21 protein-coding genes and 1 riboswitch are annotated in these 21,992 nt (G+C 73.0%); of the genes, 8 read left to right on the top strand and 13 right to left on the bottom strand.

The features are described 5' to 3' along the window. Positions 1 to 50 precede the first annotated feature (50 nt). Complete coding sequence (locus ACZ7GZ_RS14725) at positions 51 to 926, bottom strand: YhjD/YihY/BrkB family envelope integrity protein (RefSeq protein ID WP_471024209.1); 876 nt, start codon at positions 924 to 926, stop codon at positions 51 to 53. A 291-nt stretch (positions 927 to 1,217) separates the two neighbouring features. On the opposite strand from ACZ7GZ_RS14725, the gene ACZ7GZ_RS14720 reads away from it, so the two are divergent. The 6 genes from ACZ7GZ_RS14720 to ACZ7GZ_RS14695 all read left to right on the top strand — a co-directional run bounded on the left by ACZ7GZ_RS14720 (position 1,218) and on the right by ACZ7GZ_RS14695 (position 7,041). After that, positions 1,218 to 1,676: a DUF6325 family protein gene (locus tag ACZ7GZ_RS14720; RefSeq protein WP_471024208.1), complete on the top strand. Its 459-nt coding sequence runs from the start codon at positions 1,218 to 1,220 to the stop codon at positions 1,674 to 1,676. 39 nt (positions 1,677 to 1,715) lie between these two features. Next, positions 1,716 to 2,015, top strand: coding sequence for an SHOCT domain-containing protein (locus tag ACZ7GZ_RS14715; protein WP_471024207.1), 300 nt, complete (start codon positions 1,716 to 1,718; stop codon positions 2,013 to 2,015). Positions 2,016 to 2,047: 32 nt separating this feature from the next. Next, positions 2,048 to 2,458, top strand: a complete 411-nt coding sequence (locus ACZ7GZ_RS14710) for a DUF4186 domain-containing protein (protein ID WP_471024205.1) — start codon at positions 2,048 to 2,050, stop codon at positions 2,456 to 2,458. 104 nt (positions 2,459 to 2,562) lie between these two features. Beyond that, the gene (locus ACZ7GZ_RS14705) at positions 2,563 to 4,782 is read left to right on the top strand and encodes an NADP-dependent isocitrate dehydrogenase (RefSeq protein ID WP_471024204.1); all 2,220 of its coding nucleotides are present in this window, start codon (positions 2,563 to 2,565) and stop codon (positions 4,780 to 4,782) included. Between the two features lie 107 nt (positions 4,783 to 4,889). Next, complete coding sequence (locus ACZ7GZ_RS14700) at positions 4,890 to 5,669, top strand: N-formylglutamate amidohydrolase (protein ID WP_471024203.1); 780 nt, start codon at positions 4,890 to 4,892, stop codon at positions 5,667 to 5,669. 148 nt (positions 5,670 to 5,817) lie between these two features. After that, the gene (locus tag ACZ7GZ_RS14695) at positions 5,818 to 7,041 is read left to right on the top strand and encodes a cytochrome P450 (protein ID WP_471024201.1); all 1,224 of its coding nucleotides are present in this window, start codon (positions 5,818 to 5,820) and stop codon (positions 7,039 to 7,041) included. Positions 7,042 to 7,046: 5 nt separating this feature from the next. Here the strand turns inward: ACZ7GZ_RS14695 and ACZ7GZ_RS14690 are convergent, their stop codons facing one another. The 3 genes from ACZ7GZ_RS14690 to ACZ7GZ_RS14680 are packed head-to-tail and all read right to left on the bottom strand — an operon-like array spanning position 7,047 to position 9,582. Further along, entirely contained in the window at positions 7,047 to 7,526 is a 480-nt protein-coding gene (locus tag ACZ7GZ_RS14690) for a hypothetical protein (RefSeq protein WP_471024200.1), read from the bottom strand. Continuing rightward, positions 7,523 to 8,161, bottom strand: a complete 639-nt coding sequence (locus tag ACZ7GZ_RS14685; RefSeq protein WP_471024199.1) for an RNA polymerase sigma factor — start codon at positions 8,159 to 8,161, stop codon at positions 7,523 to 7,525. The genes ACZ7GZ_RS14690 and ACZ7GZ_RS14685 overlap by 4 nt, the downstream gene beginning before the upstream one ends. After that, entirely contained in the window at positions 8,158 to 9,582 is a 1,425-nt protein-coding gene (locus ACZ7GZ_RS14680; RefSeq protein WP_471024198.1) for a S8/S53 family peptidase, read from the bottom strand. Before ACZ7GZ_RS14680 ends, ACZ7GZ_RS14685 begins: the two co-directional genes overlap by 4 nt. 85 nt (positions 9,583 to 9,667) lie before the next feature. Between ACZ7GZ_RS14680 and ACZ7GZ_RS14675 the strand changes: the two genes are divergently transcribed. Beyond that, positions 9,668 to 12,271, top strand: coding sequence for a CHAT domain-containing protein (locus ACZ7GZ_RS14675; protein ID WP_471024196.1), 2,604 nt, complete (start codon positions 9,668 to 9,670; stop codon positions 12,269 to 12,271). A gap of 7 nt (positions 12,272 to 12,278) precedes the next feature. Here the strand turns inward: ACZ7GZ_RS14675 and ACZ7GZ_RS14670 are convergent, their stop codons facing one another. Then, positions 12,279 to 13,988, bottom strand: coding sequence for a LuxR family transcriptional regulator AbsR2 (locus tag ACZ7GZ_RS14670; protein ID WP_471024195.1), 1,710 nt, complete (start codon positions 13,986 to 13,988; stop codon positions 12,279 to 12,281). A gap of 94 nt (positions 13,989 to 14,082) precedes the next feature. On the opposite strand from ACZ7GZ_RS14670, the gene absR1 reads away from it, so the two are divergent. Then, positions 14,083 to 15,168: a beta-glucuronidase AbsR1 gene (gene absR1 / locus ACZ7GZ_RS14665; RefSeq protein ID WP_471024193.1), complete on the top strand. Its 1,086-nt coding sequence runs from the start codon at positions 14,083 to 14,085 to the stop codon at positions 15,166 to 15,168. 142 nt (positions 15,169 to 15,310) lie between these two features. On the opposite strand, the gene ACZ7GZ_RS14660 is transcribed toward absR1, so the two are convergent. The 8 genes from ACZ7GZ_RS14660 to ACZ7GZ_RS14625 form a co-directional block, all read right to left on the bottom strand. Beyond that, entirely contained in the window at positions 15,311 to 16,684 is a 1,374-nt protein-coding gene (locus tag ACZ7GZ_RS14660; protein WP_471024191.1) for an NtaA/DmoA family FMN-dependent monooxygenase, read from the bottom strand. Positions 16,685 to 16,709: 25 nt separating this feature from the next. Continuing rightward, positions 16,710 to 17,930: an LLM class flavin-dependent oxidoreductase gene (locus tag ACZ7GZ_RS14655; RefSeq protein WP_471024190.1), complete on the bottom strand. Its 1,221-nt coding sequence runs from the start codon at positions 17,928 to 17,930 to the stop codon at positions 16,710 to 16,712. A gap of 107 nt (positions 17,931 to 18,037) precedes the next feature. Further along, positions 18,038 to 18,148: a putative leader peptide gene (locus ACZ7GZ_RS14650; RefSeq protein ID WP_471024189.1), complete on the bottom strand. Its 111-nt coding sequence runs from the start codon at positions 18,146 to 18,148 to the stop codon at positions 18,038 to 18,040. 213 nt (positions 18,149 to 18,361) lie between these two features. After that, positions 18,362 to 18,598: a hypothetical protein gene (locus ACZ7GZ_RS14645; RefSeq protein ID WP_471024188.1), complete on the bottom strand. Its 237-nt coding sequence runs from the start codon at positions 18,596 to 18,598 to the stop codon at positions 18,362 to 18,364. Positions 18,599 to 18,626: 28 nt separating this feature from the next. Further along, positions 18,627 to 19,646 (bottom strand): transporter substrate-binding domain-containing protein, encoded by a 1,020-nt coding sequence (locus tag ACZ7GZ_RS14640; RefSeq protein WP_471024187.1) that lies wholly within the window; start codon positions 19,644 to 19,646, stop codon positions 18,627 to 18,629. Between the two features lie 42 nt (positions 19,647 to 19,688). Continuing rightward, a complete protein-coding gene (locus ACZ7GZ_RS14635) occupies positions 19,689 to 20,480 on the bottom strand; it encodes an amino acid ABC transporter ATP-binding protein (RefSeq protein WP_471024186.1) in 792 nt (263 codons plus the stop codon). Continuing rightward, entirely contained in the window at positions 20,477 to 21,457 is a 981-nt protein-coding gene (locus tag ACZ7GZ_RS14630) for an amino acid ABC transporter permease (RefSeq protein ID WP_471024184.1), read from the bottom strand. The genes ACZ7GZ_RS14635 and ACZ7GZ_RS14630 overlap by 4 nt, the downstream gene beginning before the upstream one ends. 186 nt (positions 21,458 to 21,643) lie before the next feature. Next, positions 21,644 to 21,793, bottom strand: a complete 150-nt coding sequence (locus ACZ7GZ_RS14625) for a hypothetical protein (protein ID WP_471024183.1) — start codon at positions 21,791 to 21,793, stop codon at positions 21,644 to 21,646. Between the two features lie 33 nt (positions 21,794 to 21,826). After that, positions 21,827 to 21,937: riboswitch (SAM riboswitch) on the bottom strand. Positions 21,938 to 21,992: the final 55 nt, after the last annotated feature.

Below are 21,992 nucleotides of genomic sequence, written 5' to 3'. Positions count from 1 at the left end.
GCGGGCCGGTCCGGACGGGTTACGCCGCTCACCCACGAGGAGGCACGGCGTCACGAGCCGCCCGCCGGACGGTCGCGCAGCGGAGGCGGGCTGCCGAGGCGGCGCGCCAGGAAGGGCTCCTGCGCCACTACGGCGCCCGTACCGATGCAGACGGCAGCGGCGACGCCCATCACGATCAGCCAGGACAGGAGCACGAACACGGACCCCAGGGGGCCGTAGCTGGCGAGGGCCCGGTCGAGGGCCCGCGGCATGTACAGCCGCGCGGTCAACGCCAGGCCGGTGAGGACGCTCGCCGCGATCAGGGCGCCCGGCAGCAGGGGCTTCCAGCCGACCATGCCGCCGAGCAGCAGATGCTGGGTCCACCACCACAGGCCCACCTGGCTCGCCCAGGTGAGGGGGACGCCGAGCCAGGCGCCGGCTCCGAAGCCGTCGCGCAAGGGGCCCTGCAGCACGAGGGCACCGAGCCACAGGCCCAGCCAGGCCAGCCACCGCCAGGGGGCGATCCGGGTGCCCGCGCGCGGGATCTCCCAGGCCCGCTTGCACAGGCGTTGCACGGCCCGGCTGACGGCGGTGGCCGACAGCAGCACCATCAGTCCGCCGATCACGCCGGTGGTCTGGTGAAGGTCGCTGCTAGCGGGGTCGAGCACCTGCTCCAGCTGGGTACGCGCCGAGTCGGTCAGCCCGAGGACCGCCGTCGTGGAGGAGACCAGCTGATGGCGCACCGCCGTCGGGGCGTACGCGGCGACGACGAACAGCAGCGGGACCGCGGTCAGAAAGCACTGCGCCGCGATCCGCGTACCGGAGTCGAAGATGTTCACCGACACCATGCGGTCCGCGAGATGCGTGACCAGGGGGAACCGGTTCTCCGCCCGCCGGTGCACCGACTTCGCCCAGGCGGTCAGCCTCCGAGCACGCCCCGCCGCCATCAGGGTCCCGGGGTAAGACTCCGCGGGGCCGCCCGGCCCGCGCCTGCTGACGGCACCCCGACGGTCGGCATGGCATCGCTCCCTTCGCTGGAACCAGGGTGCGGGGCCGAGCGCGGTCCGGCACTCCGGGACCGTCCGGCGGGTCACCGCCCACTGCGTGTGCGGGTCCTCGCGCCGCATGGTGGACTGGAAGGGCAACGGGGGGTGGCGAGCGTCCGGCTGCGAGCCGCTGCCGGGGGGGCCGACGGGCGGGCGCGGTGCCGGCTCGCATGCGTCCCGTGAGGAGAAGCCATGGACAGCGTCGAAGAGATGGGGCCGGTCGACTACCTGGTCATCGAGTTCCCCGGCAACCGTATGACGGGGGAGGCGTTCCCGCTGCTGGTCGATCTCGTCGACCGCGGCATCGTCCGGATCATCGACCTCGCCTTCGTCCGCAAGGAGACCGACGGCTCGGTCGTGGGTCTGGAGCTGCGGGACCTCGGCGACGAGATGGACCTGTCGGTCTTCGAGGGAGCCTCGGCCCGCGTGCTCGACCAGGGAGACCTCGACGAGGCTGCCAACGCGCTGGAACCGGGCAACTCGGCCGCGGTGCTGATCTACGAGAACCTGTGGGCCGCTCCCCTGGCCGCCGCGCTCAGGCGCAGCGGAGCACAGCTCGTCGCGAGCGGCCGCATACCGGTGCAGGCGCTGCTGGCGGCGCTGGACGCCACGGAGCAGACGGTGCCGCCCGGCGGCTCGGCGGTGGCCTGAACCCGCACTGCGCACGGACCCCATGGGAGATGACCGAACATGCCCGGACTGCTTCGAGGCGTCGCACGCACCGCCGTCGTCGCCGGAACCGCCACCGCCGTGTCCAACCGCGTCTCGCGGCGGCAGGCCGGCCGGTGGGCCCAGCAGGACTACGAACAACAACAGCAGCAGTACGCACAGCAGCAACAGGCGGCGCCCGCTCCCCCCGCACCGCCGGCCGCTGCCGCCGACGACATGACCGAGAAGATCGGTCAGCTCAAGCAACTGGCCGATCTGAAGGCCCAGGGAGTCCTGACGGACGAGGAGTTCGCGGAGCAGAAGCGGCTGCTCCTGGGCTGAGCCACGTCCCCGGGGGCTACCCTCGGCACAGCATGACCGCCTCGACCGACCCCCGATCCCTGGACCGGCGACTGGACGCGCTCGCCCGTCAGCCGTTCCGGGCGAGGTTCCACCTGCGTGGACGGGACCGGGCCGCCGCCGAGCTGAAGGGGCCGGCGACGCTGCGGTGGCACGCCTACGACCTGATCGCCCGGCGGCTGGCGCCGGCCCAGCCGCACAAGGACGGCAAGCAGACGCCGTACCGGGGCCACCCGGTCTTCGTGGCCCAGCACGCGACCGCCACCTGCTGCCGTGGCTGTCTGGAGCGCTGGCACGGGATCCCGAAGGGGCGGGAGCTGACCCGGGCCGAGCATGTGTACGTGGTGGACGTGATCTGCCGGTGGATCGAGCGTGAGATGACGGGCGGGACCGCGGGCGGCCCCGGCCCCGCACGCCCCGGCTGATCACAGCGGCGGCACCTTCCCCGGCCGGGACCCCTGTCGAACAGACACCGGTCACGAGATATCTTGATGTCGAGCAATGTTGCAGACGTGGAGCGGAGCACCCGGTGACTGACTCGACCATCATCTACACCTACACAGACGAGGCCCCGGCCCTGGCGACGCATTCGTTCCTGCCGGTGATCCAGGCGTACGCCTCGCAGGCCGGTGTGCCCGTGACCACCCGGGACATCTCGCTGGCCGGACGCATCATCGCCCACTTCCCGGAGTACCTGAACGAGGACCAGCGCATCCCGGACGCGCTGGCCGAGCTGGGTGAGCTGGCCAAGACTCCCGAGGCCAACATCGTCAAGCTGCCGAACATCTCGGCGTCCATCCCGCAGCTGAAGGCCGCCGTCGCCGAGCTGCAGGGCAAGGGCTACGCGCTGCCGGACTACCCGGACGACCCGAAGACCGACGAGGAGCGCGAGATCCGCGCCCGCTACGACAAGGTCAAGGGCTCCGCCGTCAACCCGGTGCTGCGTGAGGGCAACTCCGACCGCCGTGCCCCGGCCTCGGTGAAGAACTACGCCAAGACCCACCCGCACCGCATGGGCGCCTGGACCCCCGAGTCCAAGACCAACGTGGCCACGATGGGCGAGAACGACTTCCGCTCCACCGAGAAGTCCGTCGTCGTCGCCGAGGACGGCGCGCTGAAGATCGAGCTGGTCGGCGAGGACGGCACCACCACCGTCCTGAAGGAGTCCGTACCGGTCCTCAAGGACGAGGTCGTCGACGCCTCCGTCATGCGCGTCGCCGAGCTCGAGGCGTTCCTCGCCGCCCAGGTCGCCCGCGCCAAGCAGGACGGCGTCCTGTTCTCGGTGCACCTCAAGGCCACGATGATGAAGGTCTCCGACCCGATCGTCTTCGGTCACGTGGTGCGTGCCTTCTTCCCGAAGACGTTCGCGAAGTACGGCGCGACCCTCAAGGCGGCCGGCCTCACCCCGAACGACGGCCTCGGCGGCATCCTGAAGGGCCTGGAGAACCTGCCCGAGGGCGCCGAGATCAAGGCCTCCTTCGACGCCGAGATCGCCGAGGGCCCGGCCCTCGCCATGGTCGACTCCGACAAGGGCATCACCAACCTGCACGTGCCCTCGGACGTCATCGTCGACGCCTCCATGCCGGCGATGATCCGCACCTCCGGCCACATGTGGGGCCCGGACGGCCAGGAGGCCGACACCCTCGCCGTCATCCCGGACTCCTCCTACGCCGGTGTCTACCAGGCCGTCATCGAGGACTGCCGGGCCCACGGCGCCTACGACCCGTCCACCATGGGCTCGGTCCCCAACGTCGGCCTCATGGCGCAGAAGGCCGAGGAGTACGGCTCCCACGACAAGACCTTCGAGATCCCGGCCGCCGGCACGGTGCGCCTGACCGACCAGGCCGGCAACGTCCTGATCGAGCAGCCGGTCTCCCAGGGCGACATCTTCCGCGCCTGCCAGACCAAGGACGCCCCGATCCGCGACTGGGTCAAGCTGGCCGTCACCCGCGCCCGCGCCACCGGCGACCCGGCCGTGTTCTGGCTGGACGAGGGCCGCGCGCACGACGCCAACCTGATCGCCAAGGTCAAGCAGTACCTGCCGGAGCACGACACCGAGGGCCTGGACATCAGGATCCTGTCCCCGGTCGAGGCCACCAAGCTGTCGGTGGAGCGCATCCGCCGCGGCGAGAACACCATCTCGGTCACCGGCAACGTGCTGCGCGACTACCTGACCGACCTCTTCCCGATCCTGGAGCTGGGCACCAGCGCCAAGATGCTGTCGGTCGTCCCGCTGATGGCGGGCGGCGGCCTGTTCGAGACGGGCGCCGGCGGCTCCGCGCCGAAGCACGTCCAGCAGCTGGTCAAGGAGAACTACCTGCGCTGGGACTCCCTCGGTGAGTTCTTCGCGCTCGTCCCCTCCTTCGAGCAGTACGCCACCGCGACGGGCAACGCCCGCGCCAAGGTCCTCGCCGACACCCTCGACCGCGCCACGGCGACCTTCCTCAACGAGGACAAGTCCCCGACCCGTCGCGTCGGCGGCATCGACAACCGCGGCAGCCACTTCTACCTGTCCCTGTACTGGGCGCAGGAGCTGGCGAAGCAGACCGACGACGCCGGCCTGGCCAAGGCGTTCGCGTCGCTCGCCGAGACCCTCGCGGCGAACGAGCGGCAGATCGTCGACGAGCTGATCGCGGTCCAGGGCTCCCCGGCCGACATCGGCGGCTACTACCAGGTCGACAAGGCCAAGGCGGACGCGATCATGCGCCCGTCGGCCACCTGGAACGAGGCACTGGCGTCCCTCAGCTGACACCTGCGGCGCCCCAGCCGCTCACCTGAGCGACCCTCCGCCCCGGCCGGTACCCCCGGCCGGGGCGGAGCCGCATCCACACCACTGACAACACCCCGGAGCCGCCCGTGTCCTCGTTCGAACTCCTGCCTGGTGCCGCCGGGTCGCCCGTACTGCTGCACGTGCCGCACTCCGCGCGGGCAGTTCCGCAGGACGTGCGCCGGGGGATCGTGCTGGACGACCGTGCGCTGGAGCGGGAGCTGGACCTCATCACGGACGCGCACACCGCGGAGCTCGCCGAGCGGGCCGCCGGCCTGGCCGCCGTCACACCGTGGCGGTTCGTGAACCGGCTGTCCCGGCTGGTCGTGGACCCGGAGCGGTTCCCGGACGAGCGGGAGGAGATGACGGCCGTCGGCATGGGCGCCGTGTACACGCGGACCACGCAACGGGGCGAGCTGCGGCCCGCGAACACCGATCCGGAACCGCTGCTGGCACGGTACTTCCGGCCGTACGCGCGCGCCATGACCGAGGCGGTCGCGGACCGGCTGGCCGCGACCGGGCGGGCCGTGGTGATCGACGTGCACTCCTATCCGAGCGAGCCGCTCCCCTACGAGCTGCACACCTGCGGTCCCCGTCCCCCGGTGTGCCTGGGCACGGACGCCTTCCACACCCCACCGGAGCTGACCGAGGCGGCCCGCAAGGCGTTCGCGGCCTGCGGGACGACCGGGCTGGACAGCCCGTTCGCCGGAACGTACGTACCGCTGGACTTCTACGGCAGCGACGCCCGCGTCCGTGCCCTGATGGTGGAGATCCGCAGGGACGTCTATATGGCCGAGCCGGGCGGCCCGGCGGGGCCGGGGCTGGACCAGCTGGCGAACGCCCTGGCCGAACTCGTCAACGCTGCCTGAAGCGCCCCGACAGGGGCGCGGGGAACCGCGCGGTCGACCGAGAACGACGCCACGGACGCCCGACGGCACAAGGCGGCACCCCGGTAGGCGCCCCCCACCTGGCGCACTACCGCACGACAGCCGGAGGCACCTGTACCAGGGTGGTCGCATGACCGAGGAGACCACCCTCACCGGCCAGGCCCCGCCGCCCGTGCGCGACTGGCCCGCGTTCGACCTGGACGGGACGGACTTCGACCCGGTCCTCGCCGGCCTCATGCGCGAGGGTCCGCTGACCCGCATCCGGCTGCCGTTCGGTGAGGGCTGGGCGTGGCTGGCGACCCGCTACGACGACGTGAAGCTGATCACCAACGACCCGCGGTTCAGCCGAAGTGAGGTGACCCGCCGTCAGATCACCCGGCTGGCACCCGACTTCGCGCCCCGTCCCGGCTCGCTCGCCTGGGCCGACCAGCCCGACCACAACCGGCTGCGCAAGCCGATCGCCGGCGCGTTCACCATGAGCGCGATGAAGCGGCTGCGGCCCCGCGCGCAGGCGTTCCTGGACGAGCTGGTGGAGGGGGTCGTACGGGACGGGCCGCCGGCCGATCTGGTCGAGCGGGTGCTGGAGCCGTTCCCGATCACCGTCGTCAGCGAGGTGATGGGCGTACCGCCCGCCGACCGCGAGCAGGTGCACGCCTGGACCAGGGAGATCATCTCCACCACCGGGGCCGAGGCGGCCGGCCGGGCCAAGACCGGGCTGTACGGCTGGATCACCTCCGTCGTCCGGGCCGGCGCGCACAGCACGGACGAGGACGTCTACTCGATGCTCGGCCGGGCCGTCGCGGGTGGGGAGATCAGCGAGGAGGAGGCCGTCGGGCTGGCCGGCCCGCTGCAGATCGGCGGCGAGGCCGTCACCCACAACTGCGGGCAGATGCTGTACCTGCTGCTGACCCGGCCGGAGCTGATGGAGCGGATGCTCGCGCGTCCCGAGGCGCGCGGTCCGGTGCTGGACGAGCTGCTGCGCTACATCCCGCACCGCAACACGGTCGGGCTCGCCCGGGTCGCCCTGGCGGACGTGGAGATCGCCGGCCACCGGATCGCCGCGGGCGAGCCGGTCTACGTCTCCTACCTCGCCGCCAACCGCGACCCGGACGTCTTCCCGGACCCGGACCGCATCGATCCCGGCCGCGACCCGAACCCGCATCTGGCGTTCGGCAACGGCCCGCACTTCTGCACCGGCGCGGTGCTGGCCCGGCTGCAGACCGAGCTGCTGGTGGACACGTTGCTGGACCGGCTGCCCGGGCTGCGGCTCGCCGGGCCGGCCGAGCAGGTGCGGTGGCGGCACAAGACCATGATCCGCGGCCCGCGGACGCTGCCCGTCACCTGGTCCTGCTGACCGGTTCAGGCCCGCAGCCACTCCGTGACGATCACCTCCGCGCCGGCCCGCAGCCTGAGGGCGAACGGGCCGCCCGGTGCGGTGTCGCTGCTGAAGCGGCCGAGGGTGTCGACCATGACCGGGCGGGCGGTCTGCGGGCCGCCGAGCACCTCGATGCGCGCCGACTGCGGCGGCAGCACCTGACCGATCAGCCCGTCGTCGGTGACCTCGACGTCGACGGTGACCTCACCCGCCTGGAACGTCAGCATCCGCGGTGCGTCCGCGACGCCCCTGACCGGCAGCGCGTCGGCGAGCGAGTCGAAGGTCAGCTCGGCGAGCTTCGCGTCCAGGTCGTGCAACGCGTAGGCGTCCAGGGCCAGTTGGCGCAGGAAGTCGGGGACCGGGTCGAGGACGGAGGCCGCCTGGCGCAGCTCCTCCTCGAGCAGGGAGTCCGCCGACTCCTCGTCCGTCGCGCCCGGTTCCGGGAACCGATGGTCGTCGTTCACGCCGCACCCCGTGCGTCCATCCGGGCCCGCAGCCGGCGCAGACAGCGCTGGCGCAAGGGGCCGATGCTGCCGACCGCGATACCGAGCGCGGCCGAGATCTCACCGTAGCTGGGCGGCGGGGAGGCCACCAGCACGCGCAGCAGCTGCCGGCAGCGATCCCCCAGTCCGTCCAGCTCCTGCCACAGGCGGCGCACCCGCTCGGCCCGGTCCGCCGCCTCCTCCGAATCGATCAGCGACTCCTCGGGCGTCCGGTCGTCGCTGGCCCGGTCCAGCACCCGCGGGTCGTCCGTCAGGGTCAGCCGGCTCAGGGCCTTGAGCACCTTCAGGCACTCGTGGCGGGTGGTACTGGCCAGCCAGGAACCGGCCTTGTCGGGTTCGCGGATCCGGCCCAGGTGCTGGGCGAAGCGGAACCACACGGTCTGGTAGACCTCGTGCCCGTCGGCGTCGGAGAGCCGGTGTGCGCGCACGACCGACCACACGAGCGGACTCATCCCTTCCACCAGCGCTTTCCAGGCCGCGGCGTCCCCGTCGACGGCGGACTGGACCAGCGCGCCGACCTCTGTTCGGTCCACGGCTCCACCCCTCGTGTACGGCACGTCATGGTACGCCGTGGAGCGGAGCGTTCCTGCCCTCATGCGGGCACGGCCGGGGCGACGACGGGGACGGGGCGCCAAGTGGGCGGCCGGAGCGCCGGGACGTGCGCCCCGCGCACCTCGGCGGTGTCCGTGGTGACCGCGAGCAGGCGCGTGCGCGCCGCGCGCGGGTCGCGCTCCCGGTGCGCCGTCATATGGGCGGCGACCAGGCCCGCCACGACGGGTGTGGCGAAGGACGTGCCGCTCCACAGCGCGAGTCCGTCGAACATCACCTGGTCCGGCTTGGCCCCGGTGTTCTCCCGGCCCTCGCTCAGCACACCGGTGTGGCGCGGGAACTGACAGGTGCAGGGATAGTCGAAGCCGAACCGGCAGGCGTCGTAGGTGGAGTGCTGGTAGACGTACGGCACGGGGGTGCCGAATCCGGTGAGGGCGCTGGTGAGGCGCTCGCCCGGGGCGTAGGCCCGAACCCAGGGGCCGTGGTTGCTGAAACAGGCCGCGCCGTCGCCGTCCGCGCGCAGCGCGCCGACCGACAGCACACTGTCCGCGTACTCGGGCAGGGCGGCGTACGCGGCGGGCCAGAACGGCGTGTCACTGGCGTTGTTGCCGGCGGCGGCCACCAGCAGGGTGCGCTGCTCGCGCAGTTCGCGCATGAACGCGTCCAGGCCGATCAGACCGTCCCCGTTCTCGGTGGGGGTGCCGGCGGAGAGACTGATGATGTCGGGCCAGCCGCCCTGGTCGACCGCCTCGAAGAGCCGGGCGCCGAACTCGGACTCCAGGACGGCCCCGCAGTCGTTCAGGGTGCCCCGGACGGTCACGTCGGTGTTGGGTGCGACGGCCGCGAGGATCCCGGCGATGAACGTGCCGTGGCCGACGTACTGGCGCAGTACGCCGTCGGCGTCGGTCTCGGCCGACTGGGCGTCGCCGGTGGTGTGGGCGAGCAGCGGGTAGGAGCCGTGGTCGTGCACGAGACCGGTGTCGATCACGAGGACGCCGACGGCGCTGTGCGTGTCGTAACGGCCCTCGACGGCGGCCGGGTTGGCGAGTCCGGTGCGCGCGACGGGCACCGGTTCGTCGCCGGGGCAGGCGTTGACCGCGATGTGCACCACGTGGTTGCGGCCCACCAGCCTGCGGCCCCGGCGGTCCTCGGCCTCCCGCAGGGCGCGCAGCGCGTGCGGGACGGTGTCGTCGCCGGCGTCCGGGGCGTCGATCCGGATGCGGGTGACGCCGGTGCGGTTGGCCTGCGGACCGTCCCGGCGGACGTGGTCGGGGACGAGGCCGTCGGTCGCGGTGAAGTGGGCGCGCACGGTGTCCTCGACGACGCGGGCCTCCTCGCCGTCCCGGGCCAGGACGACCCCCTTCTCGTAGAGGAAACGGGCGTCCTCGTCCGGGCCCATGGCCAGCGTGACGCCGGACATGGACTGCTGGATGTGCGCGAACTGCTCGTGGAATCGCTGGGGTGCCATGACCTGTCCTCCCCCTGAAGACGGTGTTCGACAGTGAGAGTCGCGGGGCCACCGTCTGATACAGCAGGCCACTACCATGCGAGACGTGACAGCGGGAAGCGAGTCGGTTACCGAACTGCTGCCCTTGGTGTTCGCCGACCCGGGCGAGGCCCGGGCACGCGCGGAGCAGGTGCTGCGAGCCGGCCCGCCGCCGCTGCACGCCAGCGTCGCCCACCAGGTGCTGGGCATCTGGCAGCGGGACTTCGGCGATCTGCGGATCGCGCTGCGGCATCTGCGCCGGGCCCGGGACCTGGCCGCGCGCGCCGAGTCGGCCGACCGTGAGGCGGATGTGCTCGCGACGCTCGGGGTCGCACTGGTGCACGCGGGGCGCACGCGGCAGGGGCTCACCTCCTTCGAGCGCGGGGTCGCTCGGGGCAGCGGGCACACCCGGGCCCGGGTGCTGTACCGGCGGGCGTATGTCTGGTGGGTGCTGGGGCATCACCGGGAGGCGCTGGAGGACGTACGGCGGGCGCTGCCGGTGCTGCGACAGGCCGGGGACGACATCTGGACCGCGCGGGCGCTGACCCTGCGGGCGACGGTGCATCTGGCGCTCGGCGCGGTGGACCGGGCGGTCGCGGACTTCACGGCGGCGGAGCGGCTGTGGGACACCACCGGCCAGGAGCACGACAAGGCCGACGCGGTGGAAAGCCGGGGCCTCGCCGCGTTCCGGTCCGGGGACATCCCGGCGGCCCTGCGGCTGCTGGACCAGGCCGAGGAGCGGTACGCGAAACTCGGCACCCCCACCTACATGCTGTCCATCCGGCGCTGCGAGGTGCTGATGGCGGCCGGCCTCGCCCCGGAGGCGCTGGCCGAGGCGGACGCGACGATCGCGCTGCTGGACCGGATCGGCGGGCAGTCCACCCGCAAGGCCGAACTGCTGCTGGCCGCCGCGCGGGCCGCCCGCTCGGCTGGGGACCCGCACACCGCCGTGGCCCGCGCCGCCGTCGCCGTACGGCTGTTCGCGGCCCAGCGGCGGATGTGGTGGGAGACCCACGCCCGGCTGGTGCTGATCGAGGCACGGGTGGCGGCCGGGCGCCGCTCGGGGCGGCTGGTCGCGGACGCGGCGGCGGTCGCCGAGAAGCTGGCCTCCTACGGCGCCCCCGCCGCACCGGAGGCCTCCCTGCTCGCGGGCCGGATCGCGCTCACGCTGGGCTGGACGGCCGACGCGGAACGGCATCTGGCGGTGGCCGCGCGCAGCCGGCACGGCGGGCCGCCGCCGGCCCGGGTGACGGGCTGGGCGGCGCAGGCGCTCAGGGCACGCGCGGCCGGATCCCGGCGGGGTGTGCTGGAGGCCTGCCGGCGCGGCCTGGACGTGCTGGACGACCACCGGATGACGCTCGGCGCCTCGGAGCTGCGTGCCCACGCCACCGCGCAGGGCGCCGAACTGGCCGCGCTGGCCCAGGAGGTGAGCCTCGCCCACGGCACCCCGCGCCGGCTGCTGGAGTGGAGCGAGCGCTGGCGGGCGACCGTGCTGTCCGCGCCGCCCACCCGGCCGCCCGCCGACCCGGCACTGCAGAGCGGTCTGACCGCCTACCGGGAGATCGCGGCCCGCGCGGAGGAGGCCCGGATGGAGGGCCGCCCGGTGCCCGCGCTGGAACGCGAACAGCGGCGCCTGGAACGGGAGATCCGCTCCCGCACCCGTCACATACGCGGCGCCGCCCCGCACGAGGAGGACCGCTTCGACGTGGCCCGGCTGCTGGACCGGCTCGGCGCGGCGTGCCTGGTGGAACTGGCCGTGGTCGACGGCCGGGTGCACGTCCTGCTGTGCGGCCGGGGCCGGGTACGGCGGTTCGCCGGCGGTGCGCTGGCCGAGGCGGTGGCCGAGGCCGAGCACGTCCAGGCCGGACTGCGGCGGCTCGCCCACCCCGGCGCCGAGGCGCGACTGCCCCTGGTGGAGGCCGCCGGACTGCGCCTGCAGAAGCTGCTGCTGGCCGGCGCGGCGGCGCACCTCGGCACGGGACCGGTGGTGATCGTCCCGCCCGGGGCCCTGCACCGGGTGCCGTGGGCCCTGCTGCCCGCGCTACGGGACCGCGTCCTCAGCGTCTCACCGTCGGCGTGCAGCTGGCTGCACGCCCGCGAGACCGAGCCGCCGCCGGGCGGCCGGCACGTGCTGGTGCGCGGCCCCGGCCTCGCGACCGGCGGCGCGGAGGTGCCGGAACTGGCCGGCCGGTACGGCGTGGCGACGGTCCTGGAAGGCGACGCGGCCCAGGTCCCCCGGGTCCTGGAGCACCTGGACGGCGCGGCTCTCGCGCACATGGCGGCGCACGGCACGTTCCGCGCGGACAGCCCCCTCTTCTCGGCCCTGCGCATGGCCGACGGGCCGCTGATCGTGCACGACTTCGAGCGCCTCACCCGCAGCCCCTACCGGATCATCCTCTCCAGCTGCGACACGGCCCGCCTGGCCTCCGTGGGCGCCGACGAACTCCTCGGCCTGGTCACCGCGTTGCTGCCGCTGGGCACGGCCGGGGTGGTGGCGAGCAGTGCCCCGGTCAACGACGCGGCCGTGGTCCCCCTGATGCTCGCGCTGCACAAGGGCCTCGACACCGGACTGTCCCTGGCGGAGGCACTCCGGGATGCCCGCGCCACCCTGCCCGAGGACCCGGTGCACCAGGCAACGGGCTGGGCGTTCGCGGCGTTCGGGGCGGCATGAGAACGCCCTACGCGGACGCACACAGCAGCGGCAACGCTCCCCGATCACCGCTGCCAAGCCGGCTGTAGGCGCTGTACAGATGATTCCCCACCGTCCGCACGGACAAGGTCAACCGCTCGGCGATCTCCCGGTTACTGAGCCCCGCCGCCGCAAGCGCCACGATCTGCCGCTGCCGGACCGTGAGTTCACCGAGGACCAGCCCCGCCAGCGCCGGTGTGCGCGCCCCCTGGCACCGCCGCGCGAGCGCAACCGCCCGGGTACGGGAAACCCGCGCCGCACGCGGATCCCGGTGCACCCGTACCGCCTGCGCGTACGCCTCCGCCGCGAACAGCAGGAACCCGCGCTCCGCGAGACCCTCGGCGGCGCGATCCAGCGCGGCCCCGTCCCCCCGCGCCAGCGCCTGCGCATGCCGCGCCATGACACTGCCCGCGGGCAGCCGCCCGGCAACCCCGTCGGGCGCACCGAGGCGTACGGCGTCGTACCGGGCGAAGGCGTCGTCACCGCGGCCCTCCACCAACTCCCCTTCGGACAACCGGAGTTCCTGACGACACCCCGCATCCCCCGGCGCGCCGCGCAACCCCTGACGGGCCCACGCGGCAGCGTCCCGTACCTCGCCCCGCAGCCGGGCGAACCGGGCGCGGACGGCGGCGTAACCGGCCGGCAACACCGCGCCCTCCGCCACCAGCCACTCCCCCACCGGCGTCGGCACCGGCCGGACGTCCAGTTGCTCGATCCGCCGTACGAGCAGCCGGCGTTCGGCCTCCAGGACCGGGCCGTGCGCGGCAGGGGCACCGGCCGCCAGCCGACGGGCGCGCAGCCGGCCGGCCAGGGCACGCAGGGCCGGCCCGTGCAGCGGGTGGGCGAGGGTGGCGGCGCCCTGGTCGTCGACCTGGACCAGACCGTTCGCCTCCAGACGCTCCAGGACGTCCAGATCGAGGTCGTCCGGGGCCAGCGGCAGCGGCTCGGCGAACGCCAGGCGTTCCAGCATGTCCCGTTCGTCACGCGCGGAGCGCTCCAGCACCGGGTCGAGCCGCTCGCGTACGGCCGGGGTGACCGGCAGCGCTCCCCGCCAGACGCGCTCCCGCGTGCCGGGAACCGGAATCAGCCGCCCGGCCGACCCGAGCGCGGCGACCAGGTCGCGCAGCAGCCGCAGATCGCCGCGGCACATCCGGTGCAGGCGGCGCACGGTGAGCGGTTCGAGACGGGCGGCGGCGAGCAGCCGGGCGACGTCCTCGCCGGGCAGCGGTTCGAGGGCCAGCCGGGGCAGCAGCTCCCCGGTCCACAGCCGGGACACCGCGCCGGGTGCGGGCACGCCGTCCACCGCGGCGACGACCAGCCGGGTACGGCCGTGCACCGCGAGCTGGTGGACGAGGGCGGCGGAGGTCTCGTCGAGCAGATGGGCGTCGTCCACGACGAGGAGCCGTACGCCGGACAGGATCCGCAGCGCGCGCTGCGGCGAGACGGTGTCGGGCAGCAGGTGGGCGAAGGCCGCGAAGGGCAGTCCCCGGGCCTCGGGCGTGCCGGTCACCCGGGCATGCTCCGTGCCCCGGACCGCCTCCGCGATCAGGCGGGTCTTGCCGTGGCCTGCCGGTCCGGTCACCACGATGCCGGGCCGGCCGGCGGCCGACGAGGCGCGCACCAGCTCCAGTTCCTCCTCCCGGCCGGTGAACGGCCAGGGCGGTTCCAGCGTCTGTGTGTCCTGCTCGTAAGTCCTCACCTTGTGGTGAGCGTGCCTACTCACGTTTGATACAGGGTGACTTGAGTAGCCCCCGACTCAGGCGTCCGGCGCGGGCGGGCGGCACGCTGGCCACATGACCCCACGCCTGTGCTCGCTGCCCCGGCAGCCGGTCCCGTGCTTCGCACCGGGGCTGACCGCCGAGCGGCTGGGCGCGCTGCTCGCCGGGCGGCGGATGTGGGTCAACGGCACGGTGCTGCACTACGCCTTCTTCGACGACGCCGCAGGCGCCTCGGTGATCCCGGTGCCCCGGACCGGCGAGTTGCGCCGGGTGCCGTGGGGCGGCGGCGAGGAGCAGCGGGACGTGGTCCGCGACTGCTTCCGCGAGTGGCAGGGGCTCGGCATCGGCGTCACGTTCGCCGAGGTGGGCGACCGGGGCGAGGCGGAACTGCGGATCGGGTTCCAGACCGGCGGGGGTTCCTGGTCGGCGGTGGGGCGCGAGGCGCTGTCGGTCGGCCGGAGCGAGCGCACCATGAACCTGGGCTGGGACGTGACCGGGCCCGGGGAGCGCGGCACGGTCCTGCACCAGATCGGGCATGCGCTCGGCATGGTGCACGAGCACCAGAGCCCGTACGCCGGGCTCCACTGGGACGACGAGGCCGTGTATGCCGAGCTCGCGGGTCCGCCGAACTTCTGGAGCCGGGAGACGGCGTACACGAACGTGCTGCGTGAGCTGGACCCGGGCGAGGCGAGCGCCTCGGTGTGGGATCCGCAGTCGGTGATGACGTTTGCGTTCGGGCCGGGGCTGGTGCTGGAGCCGGAGCAGTACCGCGGGGGGCTGTCTCCGTCCGACGGCCCGTCCCCGGCCGACAAGGAGTTCGTGCTGCGCTGGTACCCGCCCGCCGGCCCGGCGGGGCCGGCCGTGCTGGTGCCGTTCCGGTCGGTGCCGCTCGGTCTCGGGCCGGGTGAGCAGGCCGACTTCGCCGTCGAGCCGCCGGAGTCCCGTGACTACACCGTGGGCACCTTCGGCGACGCCGACACCGTGCTCGTGGTGTTCGAGGAGCGGGACGGGGTGCCGCGCTTCCTCGCGGGGCACGACGACGGCGGCAGCCCGGACAACGCCGCCGTCCGGGTCCGGCTCGTCAAGGGCCGGCGCTATGTCGTCCGCGTCCGCCTGTACTCGACGTGGGGATCGGGAGAGACGGCGGTCATGTGCTGGTGACGGCACACGGACGACGACCACAGTCCGGCGCCGGGGGGAGCGGGCCGCGGACGTCACCTGCGGGGGAGGTGACGTCCGCGGTCACGCGACCATGGGGGGATGCCCAAGGGCCCGCCGGTCGGCGGGCCCTTGGGCGGGAACGTCATGACGCGGCCCGCTCCGACGGGCCGGCGTCCGGGTGGGCGAGGCCGAGGTGGTCGCGCAGGGTCGTGCCCTCGTACTCGGTGCGGAACACGCCCCGTTCCTGGAGCAGGGGTACGACCTTGTCGGCGAACGGGTCGAGACCGCCCGGGGTGATGTGCGGGACGAGGATGAAACCGTCGGAGGCGTCGGCCTGCACGAAGTCGTCGATGGTCTGCGCGACCGTGGCCGGGGAGCCGACGAAGGTCTGCCGGTTGCCGGTGTTGATGACCAGGTCGCGGATGGACCACTTGTTGGCCTCGGCGAGCTGCCGCCACTCACGGGCGATGGCGACCGGGTCCCGGTACATGCGCACCTGGGCGCGGCCCCGGGAGATGTGGTCCTCGCTCACCAGCGGGTCGACGTCGGGCAGCGGGCCCTCCGGGTCGTACGCCGACAGGTCCCGGTTCCAGACGAACTCCAGGTGCTTGAGGGCGGTGGCGCCGCTGACCTGCTGCCGGCGTACCTCGCGGGCGAGTTCGGCGGCCTCCTGGTCGGTGTCGCCGAGGACGAAGGTCGCGGCGGGCAGGATCAGCAGGTGGTCGGGGCGACGGCCGTACTTCGCGAGGCGGCTCTTGACGTCCGTGTAGAAGGCCTGGCCCTCCTTCAGGGTGGAGTGGCGGCTGAAGATCGCGTCGGCGCTGGAGGCCGCGAACTCGCGGCCCTCGTCGGAGTCGCCCGCCTGGAAGATCACCGGGCGGCCCTGCGGGGAACGCGGGACGTTGAACCGGCCGTGGATGTCGAAGTGCTGCCCCCGGTGCACGAAGGCGCCGGCCCGAGCGTCCTTCAGGAAGGTGCCGGTGGCGTGGTCGGCGAGGATCTCGTCACCGCGCCAGGAGTCGAAGAGTTCGTTGGCGGTGGCGAGGAACTCCTTGGCGCGGGAGTAGCGCTCCTCCTGGGGCAGGAAGCCGCCGCGGCGGAAGTTCTCGCCGGTGAACGCGTCCCAGGAGGTGACCACGTTCCACGCGGACCGGCCGCCGGAGAGGTGGTCTAGGCTGGCGAACTGGCGGGCCACCTCGTACGGCTCGTTGAACGTGGAGTTGATGGTGCCCGCCAGGCCCAGCCGGTCGGTGACGGCGGCCAGCGCGGTGAGAACGGTGAAGGTGTCCGGGCGGCCCACGACATCCAAGTCGTACAGCTTGCCGCCCTGTTCACGCAGCCTGAGTCCCTCGGCGAGGAACAGGAAGTCGAACTTGGCGCGTTCGGCGGTCTGCGCGAAGTGGACGAAGGAGCCGAACTCGATGTGGCTGCCGGCGGCCGGGTCGCTCCACACGGTGGTGTTGTTGACTCCGGGGAAGTGGGCGGCCAGGTGGATCTGCTTCAGCGGCTTGCTCATGGGGTGCGGCGTCCTCTCCGGCTGTTCAGGCGATGGCTGCTGCGTAGCGGTTGGCGGGGCGGGCGAGGCCCAGCAGGCCACGCAGGGTGGAGGCCTCGTAGGCGTCCCGGAAGCAGCCCCGGCGCTGGAGTTCGGGCACCAGGTCGCGGCTGATGCGGGGCAGGTCGTGGCCGGCGACGGCGGGCCGCAGCCGGAACCCGGTCAGCCCGCCCCGCGTCAGCTCCTCCAGCAGATCGGCCAGTTGTGCCGCCGTACCGGTGAAGACCAGGGCGTCGCCGGTGTACGGCTCGCCCGCCAGCGCGTCCAGCCGGTCCCGCCGGGCCTCGGCCTTGGACCGGCTGTCGTCGAGGAAGACCACGAGGTCAGCGAAGATGTGCAGGAGGTCGGCGGCACGGCCCGCCGCCCGCTGCTCTGCGCGGACCTCGGCGACGATCGCGCGGGCCTGCTCCACGTCGTGCGGGGTGACATAGCCGAGGTCGGTCCGGCGGGCCACGAGCCGGTACGGGACGCTCCGGTGCGCGAGGGCGGTGACCAGCGGCTGGCCCTGGGGCGGGCGGGGCGTGATCGAGGGGCCCTTGACGCTGAAGTGCGGGCCTTCGAAGTCGATGTAGTGCAGCTTGTCCCGGTCGATGAAGCGGCCCGTCGCCGCGTCCCGGATCTCGGCGTCGTCCTCCCAGCTGTCCCAGAGCCGGCGGACCACCTCCACGTAGTCGGCGGCCTCGTCGAACAGGTCGGTGATCACGTCCTGCGCCGCTGGGCTGTCGTAGGCCTCGATCCGGCCGATGGTCCGGCGGCCGAAGTGGGCGGCCTCGTCGGACCGGCCGCTGATCCGCACACGCAGGCCCGCGCGGCCGGCGCTGACGTAGTCGAGGGTGGCGATCGCCTTGGAGACGTGGAACGGCTCGGTGTGTGTGGCCACCACGGTCGGCACCAGGCCTATGTGCCGGGTGAGCGGGGCGACGCGGGAGGCGATGAGGACCGCGTCGAGCCGGCCGCGTACCTGGTCGGTGCGCTCGTCGGGGTGGAGGAGGTGCGAGGACTGCGGGCCGAGGCCGTCCTCGATGGTGACGAAGTCGAGCAGGCCGCGTTCGGCCTCGGCGACCAGATCGGCCCAGTAGCCGGCGGTGAACAGCTCGCGGGGGCGGGCGACCGGCTCGCGCCAGGAGGCGGGGTGCCAGCCGGTGCCGTCCAGGGCGACGGCAAGATGCAGCCGGGAAGAGGGGGTTGCGGAGGGGGCTGAGGACACGTGGGTGCCTTCCTTGATGTCCGGACGAGAACACCGGCTCGCGCGGGCAGGCGTCGGCGAGGCGAGCGCGGCAGGAGGAGACCCTGGCCTTGCGGCCGGGGGAAACGTCAGGGGCGACAGAGCGCGGCGGACACCCGCTGGAGATCTATGTGCGGCCGGGATGTCAACCGGACGGAGCGGTAGGGGCACGGGGCGGGCAGCGGAGGTACACGTGTCACGGCCGTCACCTCCGTCCGTCGGGCGCGGGGCGGGCCGGGTGAGCGACCGCCTCGCGGATCTCGTCGTGAGTCACAACGCGCCGCCGGCCGGGGTTGTTCCCGCGCTGCTGATCCGTTCGGGTGTTTCCGCGCCGCGGACTGGTACAGCCGGATCGCCGGTGTGTCGTCCGCGGTGGCGCGCAGGAACGGGGTGTCCCCACGCGACGGCACGGATCAGCCGGGTGGCGAGCCCCCGGCCGCGGTGCGGGGGTCCCCGGCCGAAGTCCCGGGGAGGCTGCGGCTGCCGTACGGTGGTCCCGGGGCCGGCGAGGGCGCACAGGCACGGCCCAGCCGTTCGGCGAGGTGCGCGTGCGGGCCGTCGAGGGCGGCCCGCACCGCGTTGTCGAGGAGTCTGCCGTCGGGCAGAGCCGGTGCGGCTCCGCCTCCGCGGAGTCCGGTCTGCTGGGGCACCGAGGCGGACTCCTCTCGGCTCGTTCGGTCAGGAATTGCTGAGCGGCAGTCCGGGCGGGTTGACCTCCGCCTTGGCGACGGCCTCGTCGGAGAGGTTGTAGGCGGCCAGCCACTTGGCGTACTGCCCGTTCTCGATCAGGTGGTTGATCGCGTCCGCGATCGGCTTGGCCAGCCCGCTGTCCTTCTTGGTGGTGGCCGCGATCAGTCCCTGGAGGCCTGCACCGGCCCCGGAGAAGGTTCCCGCGCTGCGGGTCGGGTTCGGCGACCCGGCGGTCTGGGTGACGTGGTAGGCGACCCCGGGGTTGGCCGCGAAGTAGGCGTCGATCCTGCCGCCGGTCAGCGCCAGATAGGTGGCGTTCTTGCTCTGGTAGTGCTTGACGGTGAGGTTCCTGCCCTCCTTCTTCAGCTTCGCCTGCCACTCCAGGAGGATCTTCTCCTGGTTGGTGCCGTTGTCGACGGCGACCGTCTTGCCCGCGAGGTCCCCGTAGTTCCCGTCGAACCTCCAGGTGCTCTTCTTCAGCACCTCGAAGCCCACGTTGTCCTTGCGGTAGGAGGCGAAGTCGTACTTCTTCTTGCGTTCCTCGGTGTCCGTGATGTTCGCGAAGCCGACGTCGGCCTTGCCGCTGTCGATGCCGACGAACATGTTCTCCCAGGTGTAGTCGGAGAGCTGGGGCTTCAGCCCGAGGACCGCGGCGACCAGGCGGGCGAAATCGGGTTCGGCGCCGGTGAGGGTCTTCTGGTCCGACCCGGTGTACGCCAGCGGCGGAAACCCGTCGGGCAGGGCGCCGACGGCGATCTTCAGTCGGCCGTTCTTGCGTACGGCTGCGGGCAGTTCGGAGCTGATGGACTTGACCTCGGAGACCTTCAGCTCCGTCTCCCTGGCCGCGCCGTTGGACACCCTGCCCACGGTCACCGTGCCGGCCGTGTCGGTCGTGGTCGCGGCGTCGCTGTCACCACCGCAGGCGGCGAGCCCGGTGGCGAGGGTGGCGACGGCGGTCGCCGCGGTGATGCCGCGTGTCAGACCGCGTCGGGAAAGGTGGCTGCGCATGGCTGTCCTTGTCGTTCGGAGACTACGGTGGATGCGGGGAGGTCACAGGACCCTGCTGAGGAAGTCCCGGGTCCGTTCGTGGCGCGGCTTGTCCAGGACCTCGTGCGGGGGGCCCTGTTCGACGATCCGGCCGCCGTCGATGAAGACGATCCGGTCGGCGACCTCACGGGCGAAGCCGATCTCGTGAGTGACGATCACGAGGGTCGTACCGCTGGTGGCGAGATCCCTGATGACGGAGAGCACCTCGCCGACCAGTTCGGGGTCGAGCGCGGAGGTGGGCTCGTCGAAGAGGATGATGCCGGGGCGCAGCGCGAGGGCGCGGGCGATGGCGACGCGCTGCTGCTGTCCGCCGGACAGCTGGCGCGGGTAGGCGCCGGTACGGTCACCGAGGCCGACCCGGGTGAGCAGCTCACGGGCGAGTTCGCGGGCCTCGGGCCGGGCGAGGCGGCCGGTGGCGACGGGCGCGGCGGCGACGTTGTCCAGGACGGTCAGATGCGGGAAGAGGTTGAAGTTCTGGAAGACGAAGCCGATGCGGCTGCGCTGGGCCAGGATGGCGCGCTCGCTCAGCTCCTTCAGCCGGCCGCCGTCGCCGCGCTTGACCCCGATCAGCTCGCCGCCGACGCTGACATGGCCGACCTCGGGCCTCTCCAGGTGGTTGACGACCCGCAGCAGCGTGGACTTGCCGGAGCCGGACGGGCCGATGACGACGGTGACCTCGCCGGGGCGCACGGTCAGGTCGATGCCGTCCAGCACGCGATGGGTGCCGTACCACTTGTGGACGCCGTGGACCTCCAGCGCGGCCGGGGTCGTCTCCAGGGTGTCGGTGGCGGTCATACGGCGGCCTCCCTGCGCAGCCGGGCCCGGAAGTCGGCGAGGCCCGCGCGCGCCTTCTGCAGCGGGGTCGGCGGCAGGGTGCGGGTGGCGCCCCGCGCGAAGTACCGCTCGACGTAGAACTGGACGACGGACACGGCGCTGGTGAGGACCAGGTACCAGACGGTGGCGACGATCAGCAGCGGCACGATGTCGCCGGGGTAGGTGCTGCCCATGGTCTGCACGGAGCCGAACAGGTCGAGCAGCGACACGTAGAACACCAGCGACGTGCTCTTGATCAGGCCGATGAGCTGGTTGACGTAGTTCGGGGTGATGGAACGCAGGGCCTGCGGGAAGACGATCCGGGTGAACTGGTAGCCCTTGGGCAGGCCGAGCGCGGCCGCCGCCTCGTGCTGGCCCTGGTCGACGGAGAGGATGCCGCCGCGGACGACCTCGGCCGCGTACGCCGCCTCGTTGAGGCTGAGTCCGATCACGGCGACCGTCATGTCGGTGGCGAGTCCCGACTCGTCGAAGGTGACGAAGGCGGGGCCGAAGGGGATACCGAGGCTCAACGTCTTGTACAGGGCCGAGAAGTTGTAGAGGAAGACCAGGACGACGATCAGCGGCACCGAGCGGAACAGCCAGGTGTAGGTCCAGCTCACGGCGCGCAGCACCGGGCTGCCGGACTGCCGCCAAAGGGCCAGCAGGATGCCGCCGAGGAATCCGGACACCGCGCTGAGCGCGGCGACTTCGAGGGTGACGAGGAGCCCGTCGAGGACCGTGGGCCGCAGGAACCAGTAGCGGAAGCGGTCCCACTGGTAGAACGGGTTGGTGGCCAGTCCGTGCAGGATCTGGGCGACGAGCACGAGGACGACGGCGGAGGCGATCCACCGGCCGGGCCGGCGCAGCGGCTGAACGCGTTGTGCGGCCAGGGGCTTGGGCGGGGCGCCGGCGGGCGGTGTCTCGGCGAGGGAGACGGCGGCGCCTGGGGGTTCACTCATGGCGGACTCCGGCTTGAGTCGGAGACCCCGGGCCGCGGGCGAGCGGGTGCGTGCCGCGACGGCACTACGGCACGAGGCGGCGCACGGCAGCGCACGGGGACCGGGGGCTGGGCGGGCGACGGCACACCTGGGGGCGGTGTGCCTCAGGAACGCGGGTCCGGACGGGGCGCGGGCCGGGAAGGGACGTCAGCCCCGGCAGCGGGCACGGCCCGGCGCGGTACACAGTGCGCTGTTGACGCGGAGCAGATCGACGGCGCGGTCGGCGACGAGGAGCCCGGCGTACGGCCGTACGCGGCCCTGGGGGCGGCTCAAGGCCGTCCTGGGAGCTGCGTGCATGGCGCCACCTGTCACTGTTCCGGCCCCGCGGGGCCCTCGCGCTTACCGAAACGTCATTCCGGTCCGGTCGTCACCTGGGGCACCCCACCGCGATGCGAGGGTTGCCGGTCAGCGAGCCAGGGCTTGGCGCTGACGCTCATGACCGTTCTGAGCCGCAAGTAAGGCAGTTGTCCGTCCGGATGTCAACGGCCGTCCGCCC

The organism is Streptomyces sp. NPDC037288 (assembly GCF_055603265.1).
The sequence above is the reverse complement of the archived record's forward strand: the minus strand, read 5'-3'. Positions and strand labels throughout refer to the sequence as shown.

Coding starts and splice junctions, on each gene's coding strand:
- ACZ7GZ_RS14640 (WP_471024187.1), bottom strand. CDS start 19,646: ATGCGCAGCCACCTTTCCCGACGCGGTCTGACACGCGGCATCACCGCG.
- ACZ7GZ_RS14695 (WP_471024201.1), top strand. CDS start 5,818: ATGACCGAGGAGACCACCCTCACCGGCCAGGCCCCGCCGCCCGTGCGC.
- ACZ7GZ_RS14710 (WP_471024205.1), top strand. CDS start 2,048: ATGACCGCCTCGACCGACCCCCGATCCCTGGACCGGCGACTGGACGCG.
- ACZ7GZ_RS14715 (WP_471024207.1), top strand. CDS start 1,716: ATGCCCGGACTGCTTCGAGGCGTCGCACGCACCGCCGTCGTCGCCGGA.
- ACZ7GZ_RS14630 (WP_471024184.1), bottom strand. CDS start 21,457: ATGAGTGAACCCCCAGGCGCCGCCGTCTCCCTCGCCGAGACACCGCCC.
- ACZ7GZ_RS14660 (WP_471024191.1), bottom strand. CDS start 16,684: ATGAGCAAGCCGCTGAAGCAGATCCACCTGGCCGCCCACTTCCCCGGA.
- ACZ7GZ_RS14720 (WP_471024208.1), top strand. CDS start 1,218: ATGGACAGCGTCGAAGAGATGGGGCCGGTCGACTACCTGGTCATCGAG.
- ACZ7GZ_RS14685 (WP_471024199.1), bottom strand. CDS start 8,161: ATGAGGGCAGGAACGCTCCGCTCCACGGCGTACCATGACGTGCCGTAC.
- ACZ7GZ_RS14680 (WP_471024198.1), bottom strand. CDS start 9,582: ATGGCACCCCAGCGATTCCACGAGCAGTTCGCGCACATCCAGCAGTCC.
- ACZ7GZ_RS14625 (WP_471024183.1), bottom strand. CDS start 21,793: ATGCACGCAGCTCCCAGGACGGCCTTGAGCCGCCCCCAGGGCCGCGTA.
- ACZ7GZ_RS14725 (WP_471024209.1), bottom strand. CDS start 926: ATGGCGGCGGGGCGTGCTCGGAGGCTGACCGCCTGGGCGAAGTCGGTG.
- absR1 (WP_471024193.1), top strand. CDS start 14,083: ATGACCCCACGCCTGTGCTCGCTGCCCCGGCAGCCGGTCCCGTGCTTC.
- ACZ7GZ_RS14635 (WP_471024186.1), bottom strand. CDS start 20,480: ATGACCGCCACCGACACCCTGGAGACGACCCCGGCCGCGCTGGAGGTC.